Below are 25,830 nucleotides of genomic sequence, written 5' to 3'. Positions count from 1 at the left end.
TGCCAGCACCTTCACATTTTCCGCCCTCAAAGTAGCACACAAATCTCCATACCTCCGAAGGCGGAACCTTTTCAACGCACTCATGCAAGTAGTAAGATCAATTCATAATACATTGTTTTTATTTTAAAAAAATAAAGAATCGGTATGAATTGGCTTTCATGATGATATGCGAGCTGGGTCACATGGCGACTTGCACAGCACAAAAATCCAGTAAACGGCACATTTGTCCGATTTCGGCACAGCGCCAACGGGAGAACAATATCCAGGTCAATTGTTCCCCCCATCATGCGGCTCGGCAACGGAGCCAGGAGAGTAATATGTTACCCACCATGACCAACGGCAGACTCATCTGCCTGGAGTTGAAGGCCACCAGCAAGGAGGCTCTATTCGACGAGATGGCACAGATGCTGGCGCGCGATGGCGCCGTGTCTGATCAACAGCAGTTCATCAAGGATATCTGGGCCCGCGAGCAGCTGGACTGCACCGGCTTCGAGCAGGGTGTCGCCCTGCCCCACGCCAAGAGCAAGGCGGTCAGCCGTCCGGCCATTGCCATCGGTGTCAGCCGTCAGGGTATCGAGTACGGCGCCGAAGATGGCAAGCCGACCCAGCTGATCTTCATGATCGCCTCCCCGGATGGCGGCGCCAACCACCACATCGAAGTGCTGGCCGAGCTCTCTACCCGTCTACTGGAGCCGGGCTTTATCGAGCAGATGAAAGCGGCCACTACCGTTGAGCAAGCGCTGACCCTGCTCAAACAGGGCCCGAAAGCGGAAAAACCGGCGCCAGCCGCCAAACAGGCAGCCACTGCCCCGGCGGCCCCCGAAGAGCGCACCTTCAAGGATCGCCTCAACACCATGAAGCAGCACCTGCTGTTTGGTACCTCCCACATGATCCCCTTCATCGTGGCGGGCGGTGTGCTGCTGTCACTGTCGGTGATGATGAGCGGCAAGGGCGCCGTGCCGGAAGCGGGCTTCCTTAAAGACATGGCGACCATGGGTATCGCCGGTCTGACCCTGTTTACCGCTGTACTGGGTGGTTACATCGCCTACTCGCTGGCTGACAAGCCGGGCCTGGCCCCTGGCATGATCGGCTCCTGGATTGCCGTTCAGCACTATCAAACCGGTTTCCTCGGCGCCATTCTGGTGGGCTTTATCGCAGGTTTCGTGGTCAATCAGCTCAAACGGATCAAGCTGCCTGACTCCATGACCTCCCTTGGTTCGATCTTCATCTATCCGTTGATCGGTACCTTCCTGGTGTGTGGCATCGTGATGTGGGGGATCGGTGCCCCGATCGCCGCCATGATGGAAGGGATGAACCACTGGCTCTCCAGCATGGCGGGTTCAGGTAAAGTGATGCTGGGTACCATTCTGGGTGGTATGACCGCCTTCGATATGGGCGGCCCGGTCAACAAAGTTGCGACCCTGTTTGCCCAGACTCAGGTCAACACCCAGCCCTGGCTGATGGGCGGCGTCGGTATCGCCATCTGTGTACCGCCGCTGGGTATGGCGCTGGCGACCTTCATGTCTCCGAAGCGTTACAAGAAAGAGGAGCGTGAATCCGGTAAAGCTGCCGCCATCATGGGCATGATCGGTATCAGTGAAGGTGCCATCCCGTTTGCCGCTGCTGACCCCATGCGCGTTATCCCGGCCATCGTCGCAGGCGGCATCGTCGGCAACATCACCGGCTTTATGATGCACAGTATCAACCACGCCCCCTGGGGTGGCTGGATTGTCCTGCCGGTTGTTGAAGGCAAGATGGGCTACATCCTGGGTACCATCCTCGGCGCCCTGACCACCGCCATCATCGTCAACCTGCTGAAGAAGCCGGTGAGCGAAGAAGATGACGTCACTACCACCCAAACCAGCTTCGAAGTCATTGAAGCGGAAGGAGAAGCAGACGTACTGGCCATCACTGCCTGCCCGTCTGGCGTGGCCCACACCTTCCTCGCCGCCAAGAGCCTGCAGAAGGCCGCCGCCAAGCAGGGGATCAAGATCAAGGTCGAGACCCAGGGCGCCAACGGTATCATCAACCGCATTACCGCCAAGGATGTCGCCAACGCCCGCTGCGTCATCTTCGCCCACGACGTGGCTATCAAGAACCGCGAGCGCTTCACCGATATCGAGGTCATCGACGTGAAGACCAAGGAGGCGATCCACAATCCGGAAGCGCTGCTGGCCCGCACGATGGGCAACAAGGCAAACGCCGCCTGATAGCAGTCAGACCAACCAGTACAAGGGGCCCATCACGGGCCCCTTTTCGTTGCCTGCCGAGCAACCGCATATCATCCCACCGACCAAGCCACTGATTTAAAACATATTAACCAGTCACATCACGGATCTTGGCGAGCCGTCACAGAACGGTGACGTGTAAAAAAACAGCAATTGAAGCGCTGGTCAGATCTCATGTCAAATGGCTCCGCCTACTAAACTGGAGCATCACAAAAATGATAAAAATCAAGAAATTGGTTCTGGCTGTTACCCTCACCCTCACTGCCACCCCCTTGCTGGCCGCCCATTGGGAGTGCGGTGAGCACGTGCGCTTCGGCCTGCCCTCCGAATCGGATCAGAAGCTCTGCCGTGAAGGGTATGCGGTCGGCTACAACTACGACTACAAGGTGGCGGACTGGGTCTCCTACCGGATGACCACCCAGAGCGCACAGGGCACAGTGCCGCGCAAGGATGCCTTCGCCGAGGACAGGGAGATCCCGGTTGCCTACCGCGCCACTCTCTCCGATTACAAGGGCTCGGGCTACGACCGTGGCCATCAGGCCCCGGCGGGGGACATGAAATCGAACAAGAACACCATGAAAGAGAGCTTCCTGCTGAGCAACATGACACCTCAGATCGGGGTGCTCAATCAGAAGGCGTGGCGCGTGCTGGAGGACAAGGTGAACAAGTGGGCAGTCTCCCGCAAGGATGTGCAGGTGATCACCGGCCCCATCTTTACCGGCTCTGAAGAGTCCATCGGTCAGGGTGTGGCGATCCCGAGCGCCTACTACAAGATCGTGATGGACCCAGCCAGACTGCAGGCCATCGCCTTTATCATGCCGCAGCAAGAGGTGCCCATCAGCCAGATCGCCGACTACCGGGTCTCGGTACGTGAGGTGGAGGAGCAGACCCAGCTCAACTTCTTCAGCGATATGCCCGAAGAGCAGCAGGAGACACTGGAAGCCCGTGTCTCCCCGATGTGGAACTGACTGCGAACACTCGCCAACAGATGGATTGACACCCCATCTCTCTTGAATCGCGATAGAGGGAGGGCCAGCGCCCCTCCCGGCAGGGGGTGTCACGCTCCCCCTGCCCTTTTCAGATGGCTGCGGACCCGTTGCGGCCACTTTTGCGGCCACAGGTGTGGCATCACCCGACGACTCGCCCCGACTCACAGTTTGCCGCACCGTTAGCTGGTATATTGCCCTCTCTTTGGCACTAACAGACTGAATTGACGCACATTTGCCTCGTCGCATTGGCCCGCAAACCGCTGCGCCACGGCGCGATTCAGCCCGACAGAGGACCTTTTGATGAAACAGACCCTTCTTGCCCTCACCCTCGGTGGCCTGCTGGCGCTCTCCCCCCTCGCCCTGCAAGCGGCCGAGAGCTCGATGCAGATGGAGCACGACCTCAATACCCTGGTCAGCAAACGCCAGGCGGTGGACATGCTGCTCGGCGAAGCGCTGCAGATCTACAAGTCGCCTGCCAAGATCTCCCACGCCGGTTTTACCGCCAAGATGCCGAGCAATATGGAGCTGGTGACCGAGCGGCTGCTGGCAGCCTACCAGCTTGAACCCTACCGCACCGACCTGCTCATCTCGGCGGCCAACGCCCAGATCTACAACGGCAACCTGAGCCGCGCCATCACCTTGCTGGAGCAGGCGCAGGCCGTCGCCCCAGATGATCTCGACATCAACAGCTATCTCGCCATCTGGCAGCTGGTGAAGGGTAACAAGGAGGCCTCCCGCAGCTATCTGGCGAAAGTGGCGGATCGCAACAGTGGCCGCGCCGCCGATCTGGAGGAGATCATCGCCCGGGTACAGCGGATCACCGCCGCCCCGCTGCAGACCGAACTGACCGGGGATCAGGTCAAGGCCACCCAGGAGGGCAAGCGCGCCATCGTCACCCTGGGCTACGCCCTCAATCCCGACGGCAGCATGGACAAGATCCTGCTGGGCCGCCTGCAAACCACCCTTGAGCTGGCCAAGGCCGACCCGGAAGCGCTGATCATCCTGACCGGGGGCGTGCCCCAGAACCGCCAGACCGAGGGCAAGCTGATGGCCGACTGGCTGGCCAACCACGGCATCGACCGCAGCCGCCTGATTGAAGAGAACTACGCCACCAGCACGGTGGATAACGCCCTCTACAGCGCCTATGCCCTCGCCCGCCACCAGATTGACTATGCGGTGCTGGTGAGCTCAGCCAGCCATGTGCGCCGCGGTCAGACGGTGCTGGAAATCGCCTGCGACCAGATTGGCCCGGCCAACATCAAGGTGGCGAGCGTCAGCTACCCCGACAAACCCCTCGAGGAGCTGGCCACCCCGAGCGAGAGCGAGCTGCTCGGCATCTACCGCGACGCCCTGCGCACCTACGGCATGTGGAGCTACCGCTCCGCCCCGCTGATCGAGCGTTGATCGGCCATCAAAACGAAAAAAATAGGGAGGCGTGATGCCTCCCTCTCTTTTTATTGACCGATGATTGGCCAAGCCGCGCCCGTTAGCTGACGATAAAGCCCTGCGAGGGGGCCGCTTTGGGATCGTCACCGAAGCGGTTTGGCCCCTGCTGACCGTTGCAGACCATAAAGTAGATAAGCACCAGGGTGCCGATAATTGGGATAAGCCCGAGCAGCAGCCACCATGCGCTGCGGTCGGTATCGTGCAGGCGACGGGCCGCCACCGCCAACGATGGCAGCAGCACCGCCAGCGAATAGATGGAGCTGATCAGCTCATTGTCGCCGCCGATCAGCTTGTCCACCATGCCGAGCAGCAACATGACGATGACGTTGCACAGCACGAACATCCAGTATTCGGTGCGACGGGCCCGCCCGCTGAATACCGCATATTGCTTGAGGACCGAGATATACCAGTTCATTGCGCCTCCTGAGTGGCCTTTATGCCTATGAATAAAAAGAGAGTCGATAAAACAAATAGTTAAGAGCTTAGCGCGATCATCCCCCCGAGTCGACAATGATGCCCGAACGCCTCCCAAACTAATCAGCTGCGGCAATCATTGACCGACCGATCCGGAAGATAATTTGCCCTGCAACAGGGCAAATCACCCCCATCAGCGCATCACTCTCGTCACAAGCAGGAAAATGGTGCTTAATAATCCATTAGCAATCGTATGGACTCAGCGTGAGGATAGCGGTAGATTCGGCGCCCAATCCTGAACAGGATCTGTGTCTCCCTCCCATAATGAATCCACTTATTCATTACTTCTCCTAACACAGGGATAGCCATGAGTATTACACGCAGAGATTTTCTCAACGGCGTTGCCATCACCATTGCGGCAGGCGTCGCCCCCATCAATCTGCTCAAGGCTGCCGAAGGCGGCAGCACGCTGGCGGATAAAACCCTGGCCTACCCGCCCGCCCTCACCGGCCTGCGCGGTAACCACCCGGGCTCCTTCGAACCGGCCCACAGCATCGCCCGTGACGGCAAGCAGTATGACTTTGCCAATATTCCCCTTGAGGGGGAGTACGATCTGGTGATCGTCGGCGCCGGGATCAGCGGTCTGGCCGCCGCCTGCTTCTATCAGCAACTGCTCGGCGCGGATAAGAAGATCCTGCTGCTCGACAACCACGACGACTTTGGCGGCCACGCCAAGCGCAACGAGTTCACCACCCCCGATGGCCTGCGTCTGGGTTACGGCGGCAGTGAATCCCTGCAATCACCGCGTTCGGTCTACAGCCCGGTGGCGCTCGGTCTGCTCAAGGCGCTGGAGGTCAACATCGACGAGCTGGCCGCCGGTTTCCAACAGACCTTCTATCCGGATCTGGGGCTCAGCCGCGGCGTTTATTTCGACGAGAAGCACTTTGGCGTCAATAAGATAGTGAACGGGGATCCGGGCCACAACGTGGCGGACGATATCCCCCGCGATCGCCTGAACGGCCGGCCGCTGGCAGAATTTATCGGTGACTTCCCCCTCGATGATGCCGACAAGGCCGCCCTGTTGGCCCTGCACGAATCGAAGATCGACTACCTGAGCGGCATGACCCGCGAGCAGCAGGACGAGTGGGTGACCCGCAACAGCTACACCACCTTCCTGCGCGATAAAGTGGGCCTGAGCGAGCGCGCGATCACTTACTTCCAGCAGCGCACCAACGACTTCCAGGCGGTCGGCATCGACGCCACCGCCTGCGCCGATGCGCGTCTGTGCGCCTTGCCGGGTTTCGACGGCCTCAATCTGACGCCGCTTGATGCCGAGGAGCAGGCGGAGCTGGACGATCCCTACATCTTCCACTTCCCCGATGGCAACGCCGGTCTCACCCGCCTGATGGTACGAAAGCTCATTCCGCAGGTGGCGCCGGGTCACACCATGCAGGATGTGGTGCTGGCCAAGTTTGACTACAGCAAGCTCGACCTGCCGGAGCACAAGGTGCAACTGCGCCTTGGCAGCACGGCGTTGCAGGCCAAAAACGTGCGCCTCTCCGACGGCAAGCTGGCGGTGGATGTCACCTACATCAAGGAGGGGAAACTGCATCGGGTGCGGGCCAAGCAGTCGATCATGGCTGGCTACAACATGATGATCCCCTACATGGTGCCCGAGATGCCGGAGCCCCAGAAGGAGGCGCTGCGCCAGAATGCCAAGGCGCCGCTGGTCTACACCAAGGTGGTGATCAAGAACTGGCAAGCCTTCGTCAAGCTGGGGGTACACGAGGTCTACTCCCCCGCCGCCCCCTACAGCCGGGTCAAGCTCGACTATCCGGTCAGCATGGGTGGCTACGAGCATCCCAAGAGCCCGGATCAGCCGATGTGCCTGCACATGGTCTATGTGCCGACCCTGCCGGGCAGCGGCCTCTCGGCCCGCGAACAGTCCCGCAAGGGACGCGCCATGATCCTCGGCATGCCGTTCGAACAGCATGAGCAGATGATCCGCGAGCAGTTGCAGGGGATGCTGGGCAGCGCCGGTTTCAACCATGAGCAGGATATCCTCGCCATCACGGTCAACCGCTGGTCCCACGGCTACTCCTATGTCACCAACACCCTGTTTGATGACGAGGAGCAGTGCGAGAAGTGGATCGAGCTGGGTCGCAAGCCGGTCGGCAACATCACCATCGCCAACTCGGATTCGGGCTGGAGTCCCTACGCCCACGCCGCCATCGACGAGGCATGGCGCGCCGTCAACGAGCTGGTCGCCATGACCAAGGGCGGTGCCCAATGAGCCGCGCCCTGTCACTGACTGCCAGCGCCCTGCTGCTGGCGCTGCCCGCCCTTGCCGCTCACGCGGCTCCTACCATGTCGGCAGGTGAGTATGTAGCCAAGCTGGGCGATTGCGCCGCCTGTCACACCAGCGAGGCAAGCAAACCGCTGGCTGGCGGCAAGGGGTTCCCGACCCCCATCGGCACCGTGTTTGCCACCAACATCACCCCCGACAAGAGTCACGGCATCGGCAATTACAGCCTGCCGGAGTTCATCAAGGTGATGCGCGAAGGGGTGGCCCGCGATGGTCATCGCCTCTATCCGGCCATGCCATACACCGCCTACGCCAAGATGAGCGACGAGGATCTCACCGCCCTCTACCACTACCTGATGCAGGATGTGCAGCCGCTGGCGGTGGCCAACAAGGAGAGCGACATCCCCTGGCCGCTCAACATGCGCTGGCCGCTGATGGGCTGGAACTGGGTCTATCACGACGACAGCCGCTTCACCCCGGTGGCCAGCAAGAGCGAGGAGTGGAACCGCGGTGCCTATCTGGTACAGGGTGCCGGTCACTGCGGCAGCTGCCACACCCCGCGCGGACTTGGCATGCAGGAGAAAGCGCTGACCGAGGCGGATCCCGTCTACCTGAGCGGTGCCGCCCTCGACGGCTGGTATGCCCCCGACATTCGCGGCAGCCGCTACGACAAGCAGGCGCTGATCGACCTGCTGAAAACCGGCCGCAGCCAGCATCAGGCCGTCGCAGGCCCGATGGCGGAAGTGATCACTCACAGCAGCCAGTATTTCAGCGACGCCGATCTGGCCAGCATTGCCACCTACCTCACCGACCTGAAAGCGGAGCCGGCGGTAGCGAAAGGAGCCCGCGCCTATGCCAGTGCCGGTGGCAAGGCGGACTACGCCATGTACTGCTCCACCTGTCACGGGGTCAACGGCCAGGGCAATGACCACGTCATCCCTTCGCTGGTGAACAACCGCACCGTGCTGGCGAGCGATCCGTCGAGCCTGATCAACGTGTTGCTGCACGGCGCCGAAACACCGGTCACCCACGGCCATCTGGGTTACCACATGCCAGGCTATGGCTGGACCATGGATGACGAGCGGCTCGCCGAGCTGGTCAACACCCTGCGCGCCTCCTGGGGCAATGAAGGCACCGCAGTCAAGGCGGCGGCGGTCAAGGCCCAGCGCGAGCTGCACGGCAAGGAGTAAGGGCTGTCAGCTCTCTCTTGACCAAGTGCCATAAGAAAACGGGCCTCCACTGGAGGCCCGTTTGCTATTGATGAACCAGGTTCCGGTGCTTATCCCTTGCGGGATTTTGGCCCCGGCAGTGGCGCCGTTGGCTGGCGGTAATCGCCATAGGGGAAGATATTGCGAAACCGCTGGGCCACCGGTTCGGGGATGGAGCGGGAGAAGATCAGCTTCACGCCATCGCCATCACGCTGCCCCACAATGCGACCGCGCACCGTGTCGTGGCGCAGGATCTGCTTGGCATGCTCAATAAAGGCGGGTGACACCTTGCCCTGCTTGACCACTACCTTGCCGGGGGCAAGACGGATCTCGAACAGGGCGCCACGCCCCAGCTTCATCAACCACCAGATCAGCGCAATCGCCACTATCAAGGAAATCCAGGCCATCTTCATCCCTCCCAAGCTCTTGATATCAGGCAGTATAAGCGGCCGTGCGCTCCGATTGTTTGGCGCCGATCACAGCCCCCGCCTCAGCGCAATAGCGCCCCTTTGCTCAGCAATCCTTGCCCCAACCCACCAGCGTCTCGCGATAGAGTGCCAGCAAGGCTTCATCGCGCACCGCCACCCCGACCTGCTGCGGACGATAGGCTGCCCAGTCATCGTGGGTGTGGCGTTTGCCATCGAACTTTTGCAGGGTGTGGCCGATGGCCGGGCCGCTGGTGATCACCCGCACCGGCCCCTCGCGCAGGGTAAAGAGGGTCGGATCAATCACATAGGCGATGGCGGACGGGTCGTGAACGTGGCAACCGGAGAGCCCCAGCTTCTCGGAGTAGAAGCGCAGGTAGAAGCGGCTCACATCCCACAGGAAGCGGCCCGGCTCCCCCGCCTTGTCCCTGAGCTCATCCAGATAGGCGCTGCTGAAGAAGCTCTGCTGGGTCACATCCAGCCCGATGATCACCACAGGCCAATCGGCGGTAAAGACCCGGTCGGCGGCATCGGGATCGTCGTGAATATTGGCCTCGGCATAGGGGGTCACGTTGCCGCGATGGCCGTTGACGCCAAAGGCGCCCCCCATCACCACCACCTGTTTCACCAGCGAGACAATCTCGGGCGCCTGTTGTAGCGCCAGCGCCAGATTGGTGAGCGGGCCGATAGTGACGAGGGTGATCTCCCCCGGCGCGGCTTTCACCGCCTCGACAATATATTGCCAGGCGGGGCGAGGATCCGGAGCGATAGTCACCTCCCCCGCCTCCATGTCGCCAAAGCCGCTCGGGCCGTGGACTATGGTGGTGGGGCCAACCGGCTCGCGCAGCAGCGGGGCAGCCGCGCCTTTGGCCACATCCGCCTTCATGCCGTACTTCTGTTTGAGCCAGAGGGCGTTGCGGGTGCCATTGTCGATGGTGGCGTTACCAAAAACAGTGGTGATGGCGAGCAGCTCAATGGCAGGGTGGGCCTCGGCAAACAGGATGGCCATGGCATCGTCGATACCCGGGTCGGTATCCAGAATGATTTTATGGGTCATGAGAAATTCCTACGGTGACAAACCCTGCGACAAAAGGGAGAGTCTACCCGGCTGACGGTCTCGTATCCCGGCATGGGATCACAGAGTGGGCCTTTGCTCCCGGCAGCGGGGGCGCGGCTGGCGACAATCTGCACAAAAAACGGCGCGGCCCTGTTGCCAGCGCTGCGCCCTTTATCGTTGTTCGTTATCTGCTATCTGGCAGTGATCTGCCTGACTACGCCCCTCAGTGCTTGCGATGCCAGCGCGGTGAGGTCGCCTTCTCCCCCCAGGGGGTGACGCAGGGGAGCAGAGCCCCTTCAATCACCATCTCGCTGCCTGCCAGCGCCTCGGCGATCTTCTGGTGCAGCACCCGCAGTACCTTGCCCTCGTGCTCGGCCAGAGAGTGGCCCGCGGCAAAGAACTCCGGCTGATATTGCAATGCCAGCTTCTGGGCGAATTCGTAGGTGTTGAAGCAATCCGGCATCCGCTCAACCACATCTTCAAGCCGGGCCAACAAGCTGTTCAGTTCCCTGGTCATAGTGCTCTCTCCGTGTAGGTTAATAGCCAAAAACTACCCCTTATTAGATAAGTCACCAACGAGCAAACCACAAAAGTGTGGGGAGACACACAGTTCTCTCTTGCGTCTGGCTCGTGGTGAACGGCAGACAGCTTGCCAGCTTTACATTCCGGTAACAAACAGCTAGATTTAGACCGACTAATCAGTCGGTCACTTTTCATGCGGAGAACAACATGGGTGCGGCGCAGCTTCAACACACTCCTGAGGATATCCTCGCCATCAAATTGTCCCTGCCGGATCAGTTGGCACGGCTCAAGCGGGCGAGTCTGGCTCACCCCATGCCAACCCTGGCCGAGCGCCGGGCGCAGCTGACCAAACTCAAGCAGGCGTTGCTCGCCCACAAGGGGCAGCTGTGCAAGGCGCTGGCGGCAGATTATGGCCAGCGCAGCCACTACGACAGCCTGATCGCCGATGTGCTGCCCTGCATCATGCAGATCAACTACACCCAGAAGCGGCTCAAGCGCTGGATGCAGCCCCACCGCCGTCACACCGGCCTGCTGCTGGCTCCCGCCAAAGTAGAGGTGCACTTCCAGCCGCTCGGGGTGGTCGGCATTATCGTGCCGTGGAACTTTCCGGTGATGCTGAGCCTTGGCCCCCTCATCACCGCCATCGCGGCGGGCAACCGGGCGATGCTGAAACTCTCCGAGTTCACCCCTCATACCAACGCCGTGCTGCGCACCATGCTCACCAGCATGTTTGACGAAAACGAGATCGCCATCATCGAAGGGGATGCCCAGATGGCGGCGGCGTTCAGCTCGCTGCCGTTCGATCACCTGCTGTTTACCGGCTCAACCATGGTGGGCAAGCTGGTGATGGCCGCCGCCGCGCCCCAGCTCACCCCCCTCACCCTTGAGCTGGGTGGCAAGAGCCCCTGTCTCATCGCCCCCGACATGCCGGTCGCCACCGCGGTCGAGCGGATGATCTTCGGCAAGAGCCTCAACGCCGGGCAGATCTGCGTCGCACCCGACTATGTGCTGCTGCCCCGCAGCGAGGTGGATAACTTTATCGCCGCCTATCGCCGCCACTTCAGCAAGCTCTACCCGCAGGGGCTCAATAGCGCCGACTACGGCGCCATCATCAACGGCCGCCAGTATCAACGTCTCGTCAGCTGGCTCGATGAAGCCGAGCAGGCGGGTGCCCAGCTCCACCCCTGTGGCAACCCGGCCCGCGACGACCAGCGTCGCCTGCTGGTGCCCCACCTGCTGACCGGGGTGCCGGGTCAATGTCAGGTGATGCAGCAGGAGATCTTTGGCCCGCTGCTGCCGCTCATTCCCTACGACACCCTGGAGGAGGCACTCGCCTATGTGGCCGAGCGGCCCCGCCCGCTGGCCCTCTATCTGATGAGCTTCGATCCCGAGTTGCAGGCGCGAGTGACCCGGGAGACCCACTCCGGCGGCATGGCGATCAACGAGAGCCTGTTTCAGGTAGCGGCCGACGATGTGCCGTTTGGCGGCATCGGCGCCTCCGGCATGGGCCACTACCACGGCCACGAGGGGTTTCTTACCTTCTCCAAGGCGAAAACCGTGCTGACCCGCGGCAAGTTCACCACCGGCTCCCTGATCCATCCGCCCTACCACAGCTGGATCCAGAAGCTGATGATGGCCTTCTTCCTGCGCTGATGGAGATGACCATGAACCAGGCTATCCCGCAGCCACAAACCATGACCGACAAGCGCCGCCAGATCCTGGATGCCGCCCTCGCCCTCTGCGCCGAAGATGGCCTGCAGGGGGCCGCCACCGCTCGAATCGCCAAGGCGGCCGGGGTGGCCAACGGCACTCTGTTCCACCACTTTCCGAGCAAGGAGGCGCTGATCCTCGCCCTCTATCAGGATGTGAAAACCCGGATGGGGAGCGCCATCCATGAAGCAGATCCCACCCTGCCGCTGTACGACCAGACCCGCCACTACTGGCAGCTGGCGATGGAGTGGATGCAGGCTAACCCCAATGAGCTCAAATTTGTGCTCGGCTTCTTTCACTCTCCGCTGCTGGCCAGACCGGCCCGCAGCCAGATCCTGAACGATGCCCTGCGCTTTCTGCCTGCCCTGCTGGCAAAGGGGCAGGCCAGCGGCGAGCTGATGCAGGCCCCCGCGCCACTGTTGCTGGAGGTGTGTCAGGGCCAGTTCCTCGCCTGCGCATCACTGTTTGTCGATCAACCGGAGCTGGGACAGGACGACTACTGGCAAGCCAGTGCGTTCGCCCTCTTCTGGTCAGCCATCTCAGGAGCCAATCCTCATGCGCCTTTCCATACCAACATGGACGTTTGAATCTGCGGCAGCCCTTGGCCGCCGCCTCTGGATCACCACTCTGCTCTGGGTGGTGGGTCGTACCCTCTGCCGCGCCGCCCGCACCGACGAGGCAGTACGCCGTGAATTGGCGCCGTTGCCGGACGGGTTGGCTATTCGCCTCGAAGTGGGCGGCATAGGCTACGCCATGAACATGCACAAGCAGGGTGGGCGCTGGTATCCCAGCGCGCCAGTCGCCCCCCATGCCACCATCCATCCGCTGCGGGTGCGCTTCAAGCACCCCAATATCGCCTTTCGCGCCCTGAGCTTTCGGCTCGGGGTCAATCAGGCATTTGGCGAAAACCGGCTGCTGGTGGAGGGGGATCTGACCGTTGCCATGCATCTGGTGCGGGGACTTGAGCAGTTGCAGTCCCTGATCCTGCCCGCCTTTATCGCGCGGCCGCTGCTGCGCCACTATCCCGCCCCGACCAACAAGCTTGGCCGGGCCTGCAACATCTATCTGGGTCTGGTGACCGGCTAACGCGCAAGGAGCCTTGAAATGAGCCGCTATTACGATTTTTTCTGCCCGGTCAAACTGCTGGCCGGTGAACAGGCGCTGGAGCAGCTGGCCAGCGAGCTGGCCAGCCTGGGTGCCCATCGCCCGCTGCTGCTGACCGACAAGGGGGTCAATGCCACCGGCCTTGCCACCCTGCTGGCCAATGTGCTGGCCGAAGGAGAGCTGCCGGTCGCCGCCATCTGGGACGAGATCCCGGCCGACTCTTCCACTGCCGTGGTGGAGCGGATCGCCAAACGCTATCGCGAGCTCGACTGCGACAGTCTGGTGGCGCTGGGGGGCGGCTCGGTCATCGACACCGCCAAGGCAGTCAACATTCTCACTTCCATGGGGGGGGATCATCTGCTCGACTACTCGGGCGCCGGTTGCCTGACCCGTCCCCTCAAGCCGCTGGCGGTGGTGCCGACCACGGCGGGCACAGGATCAGAAGTAACATTGGTTGCAGTGATCAAGGATGAGGCGAGCGGGCGCAAGGTGCCCTTCACCTCCCCCTTCCTGCTGCCCCAACTGGCGGTGCTCGACCCGCGCCTGACCCAGGGGCTGCCCCTCAATATCACCGCCGCCACTGCCATGGACGCTATGACCCACGCCATCGAGGCCTTTATCGGTACCGCCAAGAACCCGGTGAGCGATGCACTGGCCCTGATGGCGGTGGAGAAGATCGCCAGTGCCCTGCCGCAAATCATCCACTACCCGCAAAACAAGCAGCTGCGGCTGCAACTGGCGGAAGGCTCCACGCTGGCTGGCATGGCATTCTCCAACTCCATGGTGGGGCTGGTGCACGCCCTCGGTCACAGTCTGGGAGCCCGCTGCCATCTGCCCCACGGGCTGTGCATGAACCTCTTTTTGCCCACCGTGCTCGACTACAACCGCCCCGAGGTGGATAACGAGCTGGCGCGCCTGCTGTTGCCGCTGGTGGGGGCAGAGCGCTTTGCTGCCACCCCGGCCCATCAGCGGGCGGAGGCGACCATCACAGCCATTCGCACCCTGCGCGACACCTTGTGGCAAGCAGTCAAGCTGCCGCGCACCATGAGCGAGGCAGGGGTAAGCGATCGCTCGCTACTGACCGAGATCCGCGATCTGGCGATCAACGACGGTGCCCTGCTGTTCAATCGCAAGGATGCCGACCGTGAGCAGTTACTCACCCTGCTGGAGCGGGCCTGGGCCTGAATCACGCAGACAAAAGATACCCGGCAGAGTGCCGGGTATCTTTTGAGCAGGATCCCGATATGACGCAGAGAGGAGACATCGGGGAAGGATATTGACCCCATGCTGCCGTTATCTGTTCTATACCTTGGCTAACAGTTATTGTGCAGACAGCCATCTTCATGCCAGAGGTGCCCACCATGAGCGACATCATTCATCAGGCCAACCAGCAGCAATTCATCTGTATGGTGGAGGGGAAGGAGTCGAGATTGCGCTACCGGCGCCTCGATGCCAAGACCATAGATGCCTACAGCACCTTTGTACCGCCCGAGTTGCGGGTGCAGGGGATTGCCGATCAGCTGGCCCGCGCCCTCTTCAACTGGACTCAGGCAGAGGGGCTCACTATAGTGCCCAGCTGCAGTTACATTGACGTCTGGTTACGCCGAAATGCCAATAGTTGAGCCATTAGATCCCAAGCAAGAACACGCCTTCCAAGCCAAAACCGAAGCACTGCTGCGGGCCGATCCGCAGCGGATGGCCTGCCTGCAAGCCGCTGCCGAGCTCAATCTGCCCGACTGGGCGCTGGGAGCAGGCTTTATCCGCAACCTCATCTGGGATCACCTTCACCACAAGGCGGAGCCCACCCCGCTCAACGATATCGACCTTATCTATCTCGACAAAACCGATCCGCAAGGGCTGGCCGAAGCGGAGCACGAAGCTTGGCTCGCCAAACGCCTACCCGACCAGCAGTGGGAAGTGCGCAATCAGGCCCGCATGCACACGCGGCAGCTGGTAACGCCGTTTGCCAGCAGCCTTGAGGCGCTCAGCCACTGGGTCGAAGTGCCCACCTGCATCGGCGTACGCCTGAATCAGGATGGCGAGTTCGAGTGGCTCGCCCCCTACGGCTTTGCCATCAACTGGTCGCTGCAAGTGAGTGCCAACCCCAAATGTCGCCAGGACAAACAGATTTTTACCCAGCGCATCAAGGAGAAACGCTGGCAGGCTATCTGGCCTGACCTTCAGGTAAACTGGCCATAACCTGATTGCAATCTTTCGATAACCTTGGGCACACTAGGGGAAAAGCTGGTTGTAACTCAATGGGTTAAATAATGCGCGACTTCTTCTCTCTCGAACGCTGGCTACCGGGCCTCGCCGCCCTGCTGCATTACCAGCGCGCCTGGTTGATGCCAGATCTTCGCGCCGGACTCTCGGTGGCGGCCGTGGCACTGCCCGTCGCCATCGCCTATGCAGAACTCGCCGGGGTCGGCGCCATCGTCGGCCTCTACTCCTGCATCCTGCCCATGCTGGTCTATGCCCTGTTTGGCACCTCCCGACAGCTGATTGTCGGCCCCGATGCCGCCACCTGTGCGGTCATCGCCGCCGTGGTGACGCCGCTGGCCGCAGGCGACCCCACCCGTCACTGGCAACTGGTAATGACCATGACCGCCATGACCGGCTTCTGGTGCCTGATTGCCAGCCGCTTCAAGCTGGGAGTGCTGGCGGACTTTCTCTCCCGCCCGATCCTGATGGGGCTGCTCAATGGTGTGGCCATCACCATCATGGTGGGCCAGCTCTCCAAGATCTTCGGCTTCACTTTCAGCGAACGTTACCTCATCGAGCGGATCGCCAGCGGGGCCACCTATATCACCCAGACCCATCTGCCTACCCTGGCCATGAGTCTGGTAGCCCTGCTCACCCTGCTGCTGGCCAAGCGCTACAAACCGGCATGGCCCTCCTCCATGGTGGCCATGGTGGTGACCGCTGCGCTGGTGTGGGGCTTTAATCTCGGCCAGTTTGATATCGCCACCCTGGGGACGGTGGGCTCCGGCCTGCCCGCGTTCCAGATGCCGGAATTTCCCCCCGGTCTGATGCGGGAGCTGGTGCTGCCTGCCCTTAACCTCGCCATGGTGAGCTTCGTCTCCATGATGCTGACCGCCCGCAGCTTTGCCGCCAAAAACGGTTATGAGATAGACGCGGACAAGGAGTTTCGGGCGCTCGGTATGGCCAACCTCGCCTCGGCGGTCTCGCAAGGCTTTGCCATCAGCGGCGCGGATTCACGCACCGCGGTCAACGACGCCAACGGCGGCAAGAGCCAGCTGGTCTCCATCATCGCTGCGGCGGTGATCGCCCTCATCACCTTCTATCTGACGGCGCCGCTCAAATACATCCCGACCGCCGCCCTCGGGGTGGTGCTGGTAATGGCATCCCTCTCGCTCACCGACTTTCGCGGACTGTGGGCGCTGCGTAACTCCGATCGCTCCGCCTTCTGGCTGGCGCTGGTCACCTTTATCAGCGTGCTCACCATGGGAGTGATCCCCGGGATCACCCTCGCCGTGTTGCTGGGGCTGTTCCAGTTCCTGCGCAATGTGATGCGCCCCACCGACCAGCTGCTCGGCATGGATGACGAGGGGGTGGTGCGTACCCTGGGGGACAACGAACAGGCCAAGGCGATCCCGGGTATTCTGGTCTATCGCTTCAACTCGCCGCTCACCTACTTCAATGCCCCCTATTTCAAGCGCCGGGTGCTGGCCCTGCTGGTGCAGGATCCCCGAGCCCCCAAGTGTCTGGTGATCGATGCGGTCGCCTGCTTCACCCATCAGGACATCAGCGTGATGAGCATGGTGGGAGAGCTGCACAAAGAGCTGAAACGGCGCGGCATCCATATGGTGATGGCGGGTCGCCACGGCCAGATGACTCACTGGCTAAAGCAGGCGGGTGTGCGGGTGGGCGATGAGGGGATCATCCTCTGCCCCGACATGTATCAGGCGCTGCGCCTGACCCGCTGCTACCGCGAGCCGGTGTTCAAGGATGATGCGGTGGTGGAGAGCACCACAGATGCCATCCGCTCCAACTGGCCGCAGGATGATGCCCTGCCCGACTCGGCTCGCCTCACCTTGCCAAGCGAACAGGAGGCGGGCGCCACGCCTGCCTGACACCTTGGCCTGCTCCCCTGGCCGGTGCAATCCTGCACAAGGATTGCACCGGCCAGGGCCTTGGTGTTAAATGCGCCCCCAGAGGGCACTCCCCCGTGCACTCCCAGCTGTTGGACATGCCATGCAATCTCAATCCCATGCAGGCCCGGGCACGCTATTTGCGCTGACCTGGCCGCTCTTTATCGATCTCGCCCTGCACTTTCTGACCGGCGCCCTCAATACCTTCATGGTGGGTCACGTCTCCTATCAGGGAGTGGCCGCGCTGGCGGTCGGCAATCAGGTGTTCGATCTCGCCATCACATTGTTCAGCTTCGTCAGTATCGGTACCAGCGTGGTGATCACCCAGTATCTGGGGGCCGGCGATCGGGAGAAGAGTCGGGTGGTGATCCATACCGCCATCGGCTTCAACCTGCTGATCGGTCTGGTAGCGGCCATTGGCGTGATGGCGGGGGCAAGCACCATGCTGGCGCTGATGAACCTGCCCGCCAACCTGATGAGCGACGGGACGCTTTACTTGCAGATCATCGGTCTCTGCCTGTTACCGGAAGCGGCAGCCCTCTGTCTGGCGGCCACCCTGCGCGCTCACGGCCACACCCGTCAGGCGATGTATGTGACCCTCATCGTCAACCTCATCACCTTCGTCGGCAACCTGCTGCTGCTCTACGGCTGGTTCGGCTTGCCCCAGCTGGGGGTCGCCGGTGTCGCGATCAGCACGGTCGCGGGCCGCCTGATCGGCGTGGTGCTGCTGGTGTGGCTGGTGGCCCGCAAGACCGGCATTCGACTGGTGATGCGCAATATCGTCCACCCCAGCCGGGAGATGCTCGGCAAGGTACTCCATATCGGCCTGCCGGCGGCAGGGGAGAACCTCTCCTGGATGCTGCAGTTTATGGTGGTGACAGCCTTTGTCGGACTGCTGGGGGACAAGGCGCTGGCGACCCAATCCTACTTCTTCCAGATCTGCCTGTTTATCCTGCTGTTTGGCCTCTCCATCGGCCTTGGCAACGAGATCATCATCGGCCATCTGGCGGGGGCCAGGCAGTTCGATCGCGCCTATCAGCAGCTGCTCAAGAGCCTCAAGCTGGGGCTGGCAGTCACCTGCGTCATCGCCGTGGCGGCGGCACTCAATGGCCGCACCATCATCAGCCTCTTTACCGATGATGCCGACATCATCACCCAAGTGGCGCAACTGTTTCTTATCAGCCTTATCCTCGAACCCGGCCGCACCTTCAATCTGGTGGTGATCAACGCCCTGCGGGCTACCGGGGATGCCCGTTTCCCCCTCTACATGGCGTTGCTCTCCATGTGGGGAATTGCCGTGCCACTCTCCTATTTCCTCGGTATCATGCAGGGTTATGGACTGGTCGGTATCTGGCTGGCGCTGGCCTGCGACGAGTGGGTGCGCGGTCTGGCCATGTTCTGGCGCTGGCGCAGTCGTCGCTGGCAAAACAAAATTCTTGTTGAAACAAAAGCGGAATCACAATGAAGAAGATAGGACTCTTGCTGGCTGCCATCCTGCTCAGCCCCCTGGCCATGGCGCAAACTGCCCCTGCCGCTCCCAAGGCTCAAGCCACCCAGACCTGGTATGTGGCCCCCATCGCCATCGATGAAACCAGCGACGCCCAGAAGGCGCTGACCAAGGACTTCATGGCCCAGATGATCAAGACCATCAAGATCAACGAGTACCAGACCGGCAAGGCGGTGGGCAACACCAAAAAGCCCAAGTGGCTGATCCGCACCAAGCTGATCCCCGCCAGCAACGAGCCGCTGGTCGGCAAGAAGCACCCGCAGGGTCTCACCTACGGCAAGGGCAATCCGACCCAGGAGATCGTCGGCGAGCTGTTGATGAACGGCACCCTGGTGGCCCACATCGGCCAGGGCTGGCGCGAGCCTATCGTCCCGGGCACGCCGGTGGCTGACAAACTCTCCATCGCCAACTATCGCTACGCCATCGGGGATCAGGCCAAGTCGGCGGATCTGGAGGAGCTGGCCGCCCAGATTGGCTTTGAGGCGGGCAAGGTGATCCATCGCGACGGCAAGCCGCTGCCCGAGAAGAAAAAGAAAAAAGAGCAGGCGGACGAAGAGAAAGAGTAACGTTGCCTGCATCCATAAAAAGGGGCCACTCGGCCCCTTTTTTGATCCTGCACCCTCACGCCAACACTGACCCTGTTGTGACTTGTCGCACAGTTTGGCTCACCATTCAGATTGACAAATCACTTATCTTGTTTTGATTCAACAAGTTATAAATATCCCGTCGAATACTCCAAATCATTGCCCCCAAATCCGATCAGGATCACATTTATCCCCGGCACTAAGGGGTAGCTTTGGTCTTACAGGCACAATCAAACGAAACCAAGGAGGCTCCATTACATGTTCCCAGAGTACAGAGAACTCATCTCGAAACTGAAGAGCAGTGATGTCCATTTCCAGAAGAAGTTTGACTTGCACAACGACCTGGATGCGGAGATTAGAAAGTTGGAAAAGCATCACGCCAGCGACTATAGCGCCGAGGTGAGAGATCTGAAAAAACAGAAACTCAAACTGAAAGAGGAGATATACGACATCCTCAAACAACATCCACAATAGATGCCTCGAAGAATATGCGGATAAGCAATTTATCCCCCAGCCCGGCCCACGCGCCGGGCTTTTTGTTGTTTCAGTCAATTAGTTGACACCCGAGCCTACCGATCTTGCCGGTAGTTTGTTACATTTTTCCCTTGGAATTCAGGGAATAACGGTGATGATAACATGAGCAGAAAACGATCTTTTTATCATCTCTTGCTGCTTTGCCTGTTCGCATTGAGCCACCCCCTGCAGGCTCAGGAGCCTGAACTGGAGCTGTGGCACTCCCAGCAAGCCGGTTACGTGATCGACGAGGTGATCGCCCGCTTCAATCAGGAGGGGAACCACAGAGTGCGCGTCACCCAGATTGAGCCGGGCAAGATCAAGGCGGATCTCCTGCTGGCAGCTCAGGCCAGGGGGCTGCCCGATCTGATGCTGATCCCCTCCGATTTTATCGGCCTCTATCGCCAGATGACCCTCGCTCCCCTACCGGCCGAGTGGTTTTCCCCCGCGCTGATGGCCAGCGCCTTGCGTTATGTCACCCTGGATCGGCAACGCTGGGGCATGCCCATGATGCAGGGCAACCATCTGATGCTGTTTTACAACAAGGCGCTGGTCTCGACTCCGGTGACCCAATGGCAGCAACTGACTGCTATCACCCCGGCCCTCAAGACCAAGGGGGTCTGCCCCGTCAGCTGGCCCTATCACGACATGTACTACTTCGCCGCCTTTTTACACACCTTTGGTGGCTCGCCGGTAACCGAAGGGCGCATCACCCTCGACAGCCCGGCCATGGTGCAGGCGCTGGAGGCCTATCGCACCGTCGCCAGCGAACAGTGGGTCGATCCCGAGTGTGACTATGATACCGCCCTCGCCCGCTTCAATGAGGGCAAGAGCGCCTACCTCATCAATGGGGACTGGGCCTTCAACGATCTGGTGAAGAACATGGGGGATAAGCTGGGCGTTGCCCTGCTGCCCCGCTGGCAAAGCCATCCCATGCACTCCATGAGCGGCGCCTACGTGATGGGAGCCTCCCGCTGGGCGATGGATGATGAGGATCGGCAACCCGTCATCAAGGCACTGATGGCCTTTATCCAGCGTCAGGATATTCAGCAGTTCATCTATCATCAGGGAGCGCTGCTGCCGGTCAATCAGCAGGCTTTTACCGCCATCAGCCGCCGTCCCACGCCTCAGGAAAAAGTGCTGCTGGAACAGTTCACCCTCAGTACCCCCATGCCCTCCGACAGCGCCATGTCCATCGCCTGGCAAGCGATGGAGAAAGGGTTCGAGCGCTTTAAAGAGGGGATCAGTGCCGCCGACACCGCCCGCTATATGCAGCAGCTGGCCGATCAGCAGTACCGGCAGGTCAAAGCACCATGAAACATCGCACCTTTCGGCTTGGACCGACCCTCATCATCATCCTGTTCACCGTCGCCCTGCTGCCGGCGCTGCTGGCCAGCACTGTGCTGCTGATCCGCCAGCACCAGATCATCGCCCAGAGCGAGCAGTCGCAGCTGGAGCGAGCCCTCACCAGCATGACCCGCGAGGCCCGCTTTCGCAGCGAGCTGATCGGCACCCAGCTCAATCAGCTCAGCCAGGATCGGGTACTCCATCAGGCCCTCGACAACTTCCTCTTCTCCAGCCATGCCCGGCTGGCGCTGGCCACCTTTGTCAAATCCAACAGCCTGATCACCTCGGCCTACCTCATCGATGACAAGGGGTTGGTGGTGGAGTACATCAATGGCCAGGCCTCCCACCTCGAGTCCAGCGACCTGATGCCGCAGCTAATGGCCTGGGGCAAGACCCGCGAGGCGAAACAGGGCAAGCATCTGCTGCTGCCCGTCGATGATCCCTTGCTGGTCGACGACATGGAGCAAAACCGCAGCGGCGGGCTGGCGCTGGTAGCCCCCATCTATCGCAACCACCAGCGAGCAGGGGTGATGCAGACCCCTTCCGGCTTTGTGATGGCCATCCTCCCCTGGCGACAGATGGCCCAGTTGCTGGAGCCCTATCTCAAGGGGAGCGAATATCTGGTGATCTCCCAGGGCGAGAACCGTCTTTACGAAGGGGCTCACCAGAGCGCCAACGCCATGGATGACAGGGAGCCAAGCAAGATGGCGCAGCCCCTGGCCATTGGCTGGCCCCAGCTGGAGCAGGAGATCACCCCCACCATCACCCTCTACAGTTACAGCAATGACAGGGTCAGCGAGCTCAACAAATCCCAACAGCTGCTGACCGTCAGCATCGCCGTCATGTTGCTGCTGGTAGCCATCGGCTGCGTCTGGCTCACCCGCTGGCTCACCCGACCGCTGCGCTCGCTGGCCGCGCTGGTGCGCAGCTATGGCAAGGGCAATTACCAGCAACGGCAGGCGCCGCTGCGCTTTGTGGAGTACGACGAGGTGCGCCAGTTGCTGCAGGAGATGGCCAGCACCATCTCGGATCAGGTGCGGGCGCTCTATCAGCAAAATGAACAGCTGCAGCAGGCCAATAGCGAGAAAGAGGCCTTCAACCAGCGGCTGCTCGACTTCAACGACGAACTGGAGCAAGAGGTCGCCTCGCAAACGACCGCCCTGCGCTCGGCCCTGAGCCGGGAGGAGCGCAGCCGCCATATCCTGCAATCCTGGTTGCAGTTCGGTCTGCATCAGCAGCTGGATATCGATATTGCCGAGCTGGCCAGCTCCGCCCTGCTGCAGCTCTCGCAGCTCTATCCCGGCCACCGCTGGGGACTGGTGATCCGCCGAGACGGGCAGCCCCACTACTCCCTGACCCAGGGGGTCGATCTCCCCTTGCGGGATGCCTTGCAGGAGAAACTGGCTCAACTGATGGATGAGGAGGTTAAACACTCCGAATGCCAGTGGGATGACGCTCTCTGGAAGATCATGACTCTACCCGGTAGCCAAAGTGGCGTGCTGTTTGGTTATCTGATGGTGAGCGCCGAAGGGCTGGAGTCCGAAGACAGGGCCATCTTGCGGCTGTTTGCCAAGCAGTTGGCGGTGGGCATCGAGGGGCGCCTCTTCACCGACGAGCTGGCGCGGGTCGCCCGCACCGACAACCTCACCGGGCTGCCCAACCGACAGGCGTTCGAAGAGACCTTCCATCACTATCAGGCGGTGCTGGCACGCCATCCCGAGCGTCACCTCGCCCTCTTCATGCTCGACCTCAACGGCCTCAAGCGTACCAATGACCAGTATGGGCACGAGGCAGGCGACGCCCTGCTGATCCAGATGGCTCGCCAGCTGCGCACGCTGTGCCGTCAGGATGAGAAGATTTTCCGCATCGGCGGCGACGAGTTCGTTCTGCTGGCGGAGGCGGATCACCTCGCCAGCCAGCAGCTGGCAGGCAGGTTGGAGGCAAGCCAGCAGCACGCCATCGTGCAGCATGGGGAGCACAGCTTCCCGCTGCGTTTTGCCATCGGCTGGAGCAGCAGCGACCAGACCCCGCTGGCGGAGCTGAGCCGGGTGGCTGACGACGCCATGTATGCCAATAAGGCGCGCTTCTATCAGGGGCAGCGATAAAAAGCAGAGGTCTGTAGCGTTGGCGAGCCTTTCGCCAACGCCCTGATCAGCTCGCAAAAATGGCGCGCAACGCTAGACGCGGCGCGGACCATGACTAAGATAGGGGCTCTTGATGTCTCGATTTGGAAGGGAGTAGGAAATGGAGTTAGTACTTGGCCCACTGGAAGCCCGCGTCATCGGCTGTCTGATTGAAAAAGAGATCTGCACCCCGGATCAATATCCCCTCTCCCTTAATGCACTGGTCAACGCTTGCAACCAGAAGAGCAACCGCGAGCCGGTGCTGGAGCTCTCCGAGCTCGATATCCGCGCCGTGGTGGACGAGCTGATCCGCAAGCGGCTGGTGGTCAACACTGCAGGCTTCAACGCCCGGGTGCCCCGCTATCAGCACAGATTCTGCAACACCGAATTTGGCGAGCTGAAATTCAGTGCCCAGGAGCTCGGCATCGTCTGCGAACTGCTGCTGCGCGGCCCGCAAACCCCGGGGGAGCTGCGCTCGCGCACCAACCGCCTCTGCAGCTTCGATGATGTCACCGAGGTGGATGCGGTACTGACCCAACTCATCGAGCGTGGCCCCTACGTGGTCAAGCTGCCGCGCGAGCCGGGCAAGCGCGAATCCCGCTACGCCCACCTGTTTAGCGGCGAAGTGGATATTCAGGCGATGATGGATGCTGCCCCCGCCGCGGCCTATGCCTCCCCTGCCGCCGACCGTCTGAGCGAGCTGGAGCAGGAGGTAAACGAGCTCAAGAGCCGTCTCGCCGCCATGGAAGCGCGGCTGGCTGCGCTGGATGGTCAGGGCTGATCGCCTTTACCATCGCCAATCTCTATCAGGGAGCCGGGGCTGATGTCCCCGGCTCCCTGCGTTTTTTATCGTGAGGAAGTGCCCGTGATCACCCTGATTAAAGAGTCTGACCACCAGAAGATGCCCTGGAAAAACCAGCAGGGCACTACCAGCCAGATCCTCATCTCCCCCAAGGGGAGCAGCCTTGCCAAACTCGACTTTGACTATCGACTGAGCTCGGCCCCCATCAAGAGCGCGGGTCCCTTCTCCCCCTTTCCCGGCTATCAGCGCATTTTGCTGCCGGTGAGCGGGGCAGGCTTTGTGCTCAACGGCCACCCCTACGCCACCTTCGAGGCGGCGCACTTTAGCGGCGATGAGGAGACCCACTGCGAGTTGCTGAAAAAAGAGGTGACCGATCTGGGGCTTATCTACCATCCGGATCGCATCAGCGCCAACGTGCGGGTGCTGAACCTCCCCTTTCCGCTGACCCTTACCCTCGAGCCAGAGAAGACCTACCTTTGTCACCTGCTGAGCGGCCAGCTGGCCGTGCAGGGCAAAGAGGTGGCCATCAACGAGACGCTGGTGGTGACCGGTGAAAAGAGCATTCACTTCGAATGCCAGAAGAAGACCGCCATCGCCTTCTTTACCCTGCTGGCCAAATAGCGCAAAAGTCGGCGGTGTGCAGTCATGCCACGCCACACACAAACAGCAGAGATGAAAAAGCCGGGAAATCCCGGCTTTTGCTATTGAGGCAACCGGCTCGTGCCGGTCAGCACCTTAGTTGACCTTGAAGGAGCCCTTCATCATGGCGAAGTGGCCGGGGAAGGAGCAGAAGAAGGTGAGATCCTTGCCCGCCAGACCGTCGGTCTTGAAGGTCACGCTGCTGCTCTCGCCGCCGCCGATCAGCTTGGTGTGAGCCAGCACACGAGGATCATCCTTGGGCAGATAACCGTTCTCGGCCCCGGCGCTCATCCCGGCAGTTGCCACGGTCTGATAGTCGGCGGTGCTGGCCAGCACCCAGTTGTGACCCATGGCGGTCACAGGCAGCTTGCCGGTGTGGTTCAGGGTGACCGTCACCTCCTTGCAGGTGGCCGGCACGCTCATCTCTTTGAGGTTGTACTGCATGGCATCATTGCCTTCGATGACCAGTGCACACTCATCCGCCAGCACAGGGGCAGCCAGGGTACTCAGAAACAGCAGGGTAATCGCCTTTTTCATCATCTTCTCCTTTGATTGGCAATGGATGGCAACGACTTGGCGGATGCGGTGAACGCTTCGCAAAGATGCCGTCTAAATCGACCTTCATTTTACTCAATTGTCTTCAATCGGCTATGGCTTTTGGCCAAAGCTGCGGGCCAGGTCACCAGACGGTGCTCTACTCGCCACTATCTCCCTCACGGATGGACGATACGGCCTGCTCCCGCCACAGGTTCAAACCTGTTTAATTTTTTCTGCCCTTTTCCCTCCGATTGGCCC

24 protein-coding genes are annotated in these 25,830 nt (G+C 61.0%); 19 read left to right on the top strand and 5 right to left on the bottom strand.

Annotation, left to right across the window (positions count from 1 at the left end; genetic code table 11):
- The first annotated feature begins 317 nt into the window (after window positions 1–317).
- The 3 genes from AB5Y76_RS15790 (at window position 318) to AB5Y76_RS15780 (ending at window position 4,621) form a co-directional block, all read left to right on the top strand.
- Entirely contained in the window at window positions 318–2,210 is a 1,893-nt protein-coding gene (locus AB5Y76_RS15790; RefSeq protein WP_263717519.1) for a PTS fructose transporter subunit EIIC, read from the top strand.
- 233 nt (window positions 2,211–2,443) lie between these two features.
- Complete coding sequence (locus AB5Y76_RS15785) at window positions 2,444–3,196, top strand: DNA/RNA non-specific endonuclease (RefSeq protein WP_263717518.1); 753 nt, start codon at window positions 2,444–2,446, stop codon at window positions 3,194–3,196.
- A gap of 321 nt (window positions 3,197–3,517) precedes the next feature.
- Window positions 3,518–4,621, top strand: coding sequence for a YdcF family protein (locus AB5Y76_RS15780; RefSeq protein WP_245096180.1), 1,104 nt, complete (start codon window positions 3,518–3,520; stop codon window positions 4,619–4,621).
- Between the two features lie 82 nt (window positions 4,622–4,703).
- Here AB5Y76_RS15780 and AB5Y76_RS15775 read toward each other — a convergent pair whose 3' ends face one another.
- The gene (locus tag AB5Y76_RS15775) at window positions 4,704–5,078 is read right to left on the bottom strand and encodes a DUF805 domain-containing protein (protein ID WP_005337730.1); all 375 of its coding nucleotides are present in this window, start codon (window positions 5,076–5,078) and stop codon (window positions 4,704–4,706) included.
- A gap of 366 nt (window positions 5,079–5,444) precedes the next feature.
- Here AB5Y76_RS15775 and AB5Y76_RS15770 point away from each other — a divergent pair, with 366 nt between their 5' ends.
- Window positions 5,445–7,370 carry an FAD/NAD(P)-binding protein gene (locus AB5Y76_RS15770; RefSeq protein WP_263717517.1) on the top strand — a complete coding sequence of 642 codons (1,926 nt, stop codon included), beginning with the start codon at window positions 5,445–5,447 and terminating at the stop codon, window positions 7,368–7,370.
- Window positions 7,367–8,572, top strand: a complete 1,206-nt coding sequence (locus AB5Y76_RS15765) for a cytochrome c (protein ID WP_203117651.1) — start codon at window positions 7,367–7,369, stop codon at window positions 8,570–8,572. The genes AB5Y76_RS15770 and AB5Y76_RS15765 overlap by 4 nt, the downstream gene beginning before the upstream one ends.
- Window positions 8,573–8,661: 89 nt before the next feature.
- Here the strand turns inward: AB5Y76_RS15765 and AB5Y76_RS15760 are convergent, their stop codons facing one another.
- The 3 genes from AB5Y76_RS15760 to AB5Y76_RS15750 form a co-directional block, all read right to left on the bottom strand.
- Complete coding sequence (locus AB5Y76_RS15760; RefSeq protein WP_005353195.1) at window positions 8,662–8,997, bottom strand: DUF3634 family protein; 336 nt, start codon at window positions 8,995–8,997, stop codon at window positions 8,662–8,664.
- Window positions 8,998–9,103: 106 nt separating this feature from the next.
- Window positions 9,104–10,072 carry a nucleoside hydrolase gene (locus AB5Y76_RS15755; protein WP_203117648.1) on the bottom strand — a complete coding sequence of 323 codons (969 nt, stop codon included), beginning with the start codon at window positions 10,070–10,072 and terminating at the stop codon, window positions 9,104–9,106.
- Between the two features lie 223 nt (window positions 10,073–10,295).
- Complete coding sequence (locus AB5Y76_RS15750) at window positions 10,296–10,589, bottom strand: hypothetical protein (protein ID WP_005353197.1); 294 nt, start codon at window positions 10,587–10,589, stop codon at window positions 10,296–10,298.
- Between the two features lie 212 nt (window positions 10,590–10,801).
- On the opposite strand from AB5Y76_RS15750, the gene AB5Y76_RS15745 reads away from it, so the two are divergent.
- The 14 genes from AB5Y76_RS15745 (at window position 10,802) to AB5Y76_RS15680 (ending at window position 25,017) form a co-directional block, all read left to right on the top strand.
- On the top strand, window positions 10,802–12,247 hold the full coding sequence (locus AB5Y76_RS15745) for a coniferyl aldehyde dehydrogenase (protein WP_203117646.1): 1,446 nt from the start codon (window positions 10,802–10,804) through the stop codon (window positions 12,245–12,247).
- 11 nt (window positions 12,248–12,258) lie between these two features.
- A complete protein-coding gene (locus tag AB5Y76_RS15740; protein ID WP_263717516.1) occupies window positions 12,259–12,891 on the top strand; it encodes a TetR/AcrR family transcriptional regulator in 633 nt (210 codons plus the stop codon).
- Window positions 12,860–13,390, top strand: coding sequence for a hypothetical protein (locus AB5Y76_RS15735; protein ID WP_263717514.1), 531 nt, complete (start codon window positions 12,860–12,862; stop codon window positions 13,388–13,390). Before AB5Y76_RS15740 ends, AB5Y76_RS15735 begins: the two co-directional genes overlap by 32 nt.
- Window positions 13,391–13,408: 18 nt before the next feature.
- Window positions 13,409–14,593, top strand: coding sequence for an iron-containing alcohol dehydrogenase (locus AB5Y76_RS15730; protein ID WP_203117642.1), 1,185 nt, complete (start codon window positions 13,409–13,411; stop codon window positions 14,591–14,593).
- 176 nt (window positions 14,594–14,769) lie between these two features.
- Window positions 14,770–15,030, top strand: a complete 261-nt coding sequence (locus AB5Y76_RS15725) for a GNAT family N-acetyltransferase (protein ID WP_033114285.1) — start codon at window positions 14,770–14,772, stop codon at window positions 15,028–15,030.
- Window positions 15,017–15,607, top strand: coding sequence for a nucleotidyltransferase family protein (locus AB5Y76_RS15720; RefSeq protein ID WP_263717513.1), 591 nt, complete (start codon window positions 15,017–15,019; stop codon window positions 15,605–15,607). The genes AB5Y76_RS15725 and AB5Y76_RS15720 overlap by 14 nt, the downstream gene beginning before the upstream one ends.
- Window positions 15,608–15,678: 71 nt before the next feature.
- A complete protein-coding gene (locus AB5Y76_RS15715; protein ID WP_005361668.1) occupies window positions 15,679–17,502 on the top strand; it encodes a SulP family inorganic anion transporter in 1,824 nt (607 codons plus the stop codon).
- Window positions 17,503–17,623: 121 nt separating this feature from the next.
- Window positions 17,624–18,985, top strand: a complete 1,362-nt coding sequence (locus tag AB5Y76_RS15710; protein WP_263717512.1) for an MATE family efflux transporter — start codon at window positions 17,624–17,626, stop codon at window positions 18,983–18,985.
- Window positions 18,982–19,593 (top strand): hypothetical protein, encoded by a 612-nt coding sequence (locus tag AB5Y76_RS15705; protein WP_005337761.1) that lies wholly within the window; start codon window positions 18,982–18,984, stop codon window positions 19,591–19,593. The genes AB5Y76_RS15710 and AB5Y76_RS15705 overlap by 4 nt, the downstream gene beginning before the upstream one ends.
- A 276-nt stretch (window positions 19,594–19,869) precedes the next feature.
- Entirely contained in the window at window positions 19,870–20,085 is a 216-nt protein-coding gene (locus AB5Y76_RS15700; RefSeq protein WP_005337763.1) for a YdcH family protein, read from the top strand.
- Between the two features lie 162 nt (window positions 20,086–20,247).
- Complete coding sequence (locus tag AB5Y76_RS15695; protein WP_263717511.1) at window positions 20,248–21,441, top strand: extracellular solute-binding protein; 1,194 nt, start codon at window positions 20,248–20,250, stop codon at window positions 21,439–21,441.
- Window positions 21,438–23,576 (top strand): diguanylate cyclase, encoded by a 2,139-nt coding sequence (locus tag AB5Y76_RS15690; protein ID WP_047439203.1) that lies wholly within the window; start codon window positions 21,438–21,440, stop codon window positions 23,574–23,576. Before AB5Y76_RS15695 ends, AB5Y76_RS15690 begins: the two co-directional genes overlap by 4 nt.
- Window positions 23,577–23,715: 139 nt before the next feature.
- On the top strand, window positions 23,716–24,375 hold the full coding sequence (locus tag AB5Y76_RS15685) for a YceH family protein (protein ID WP_064336484.1): 660 nt from the start codon (window positions 23,716–23,718) through the stop codon (window positions 24,373–24,375).
- An 84-nt stretch (window positions 24,376–24,459) separates the two neighbouring features.
- Entirely contained in the window at window positions 24,460–25,017 is a 558-nt protein-coding gene (locus tag AB5Y76_RS15680) for a HutD family protein (protein WP_216977975.1), read from the top strand.
- Between the two features lie 114 nt (window positions 25,018–25,131).
- Here AB5Y76_RS15680 and azu read toward each other — a convergent pair whose 3' ends face one another.
- Window positions 25,132–25,572, bottom strand: coding sequence for an azurin (gene azu, locus AB5Y76_RS15675; RefSeq protein WP_005337768.1), 441 nt, complete (start codon window positions 25,570–25,572; stop codon window positions 25,132–25,134).
- Window positions 25,573–25,830: the final 258 nt, after the last annotated feature.

This window comes from Aeromonas sp. R1-2 (assembly GCF_040908505.1).
Lineage (GTDB): Bacteria > Pseudomonadota > Gammaproteobacteria > Enterobacterales > Aeromonadaceae > Aeromonas > Aeromonas veronii.
The sequence above is the reverse complement of the archived record's forward strand: the minus strand, read 5'-3'. Positions and strand labels throughout refer to the sequence as shown.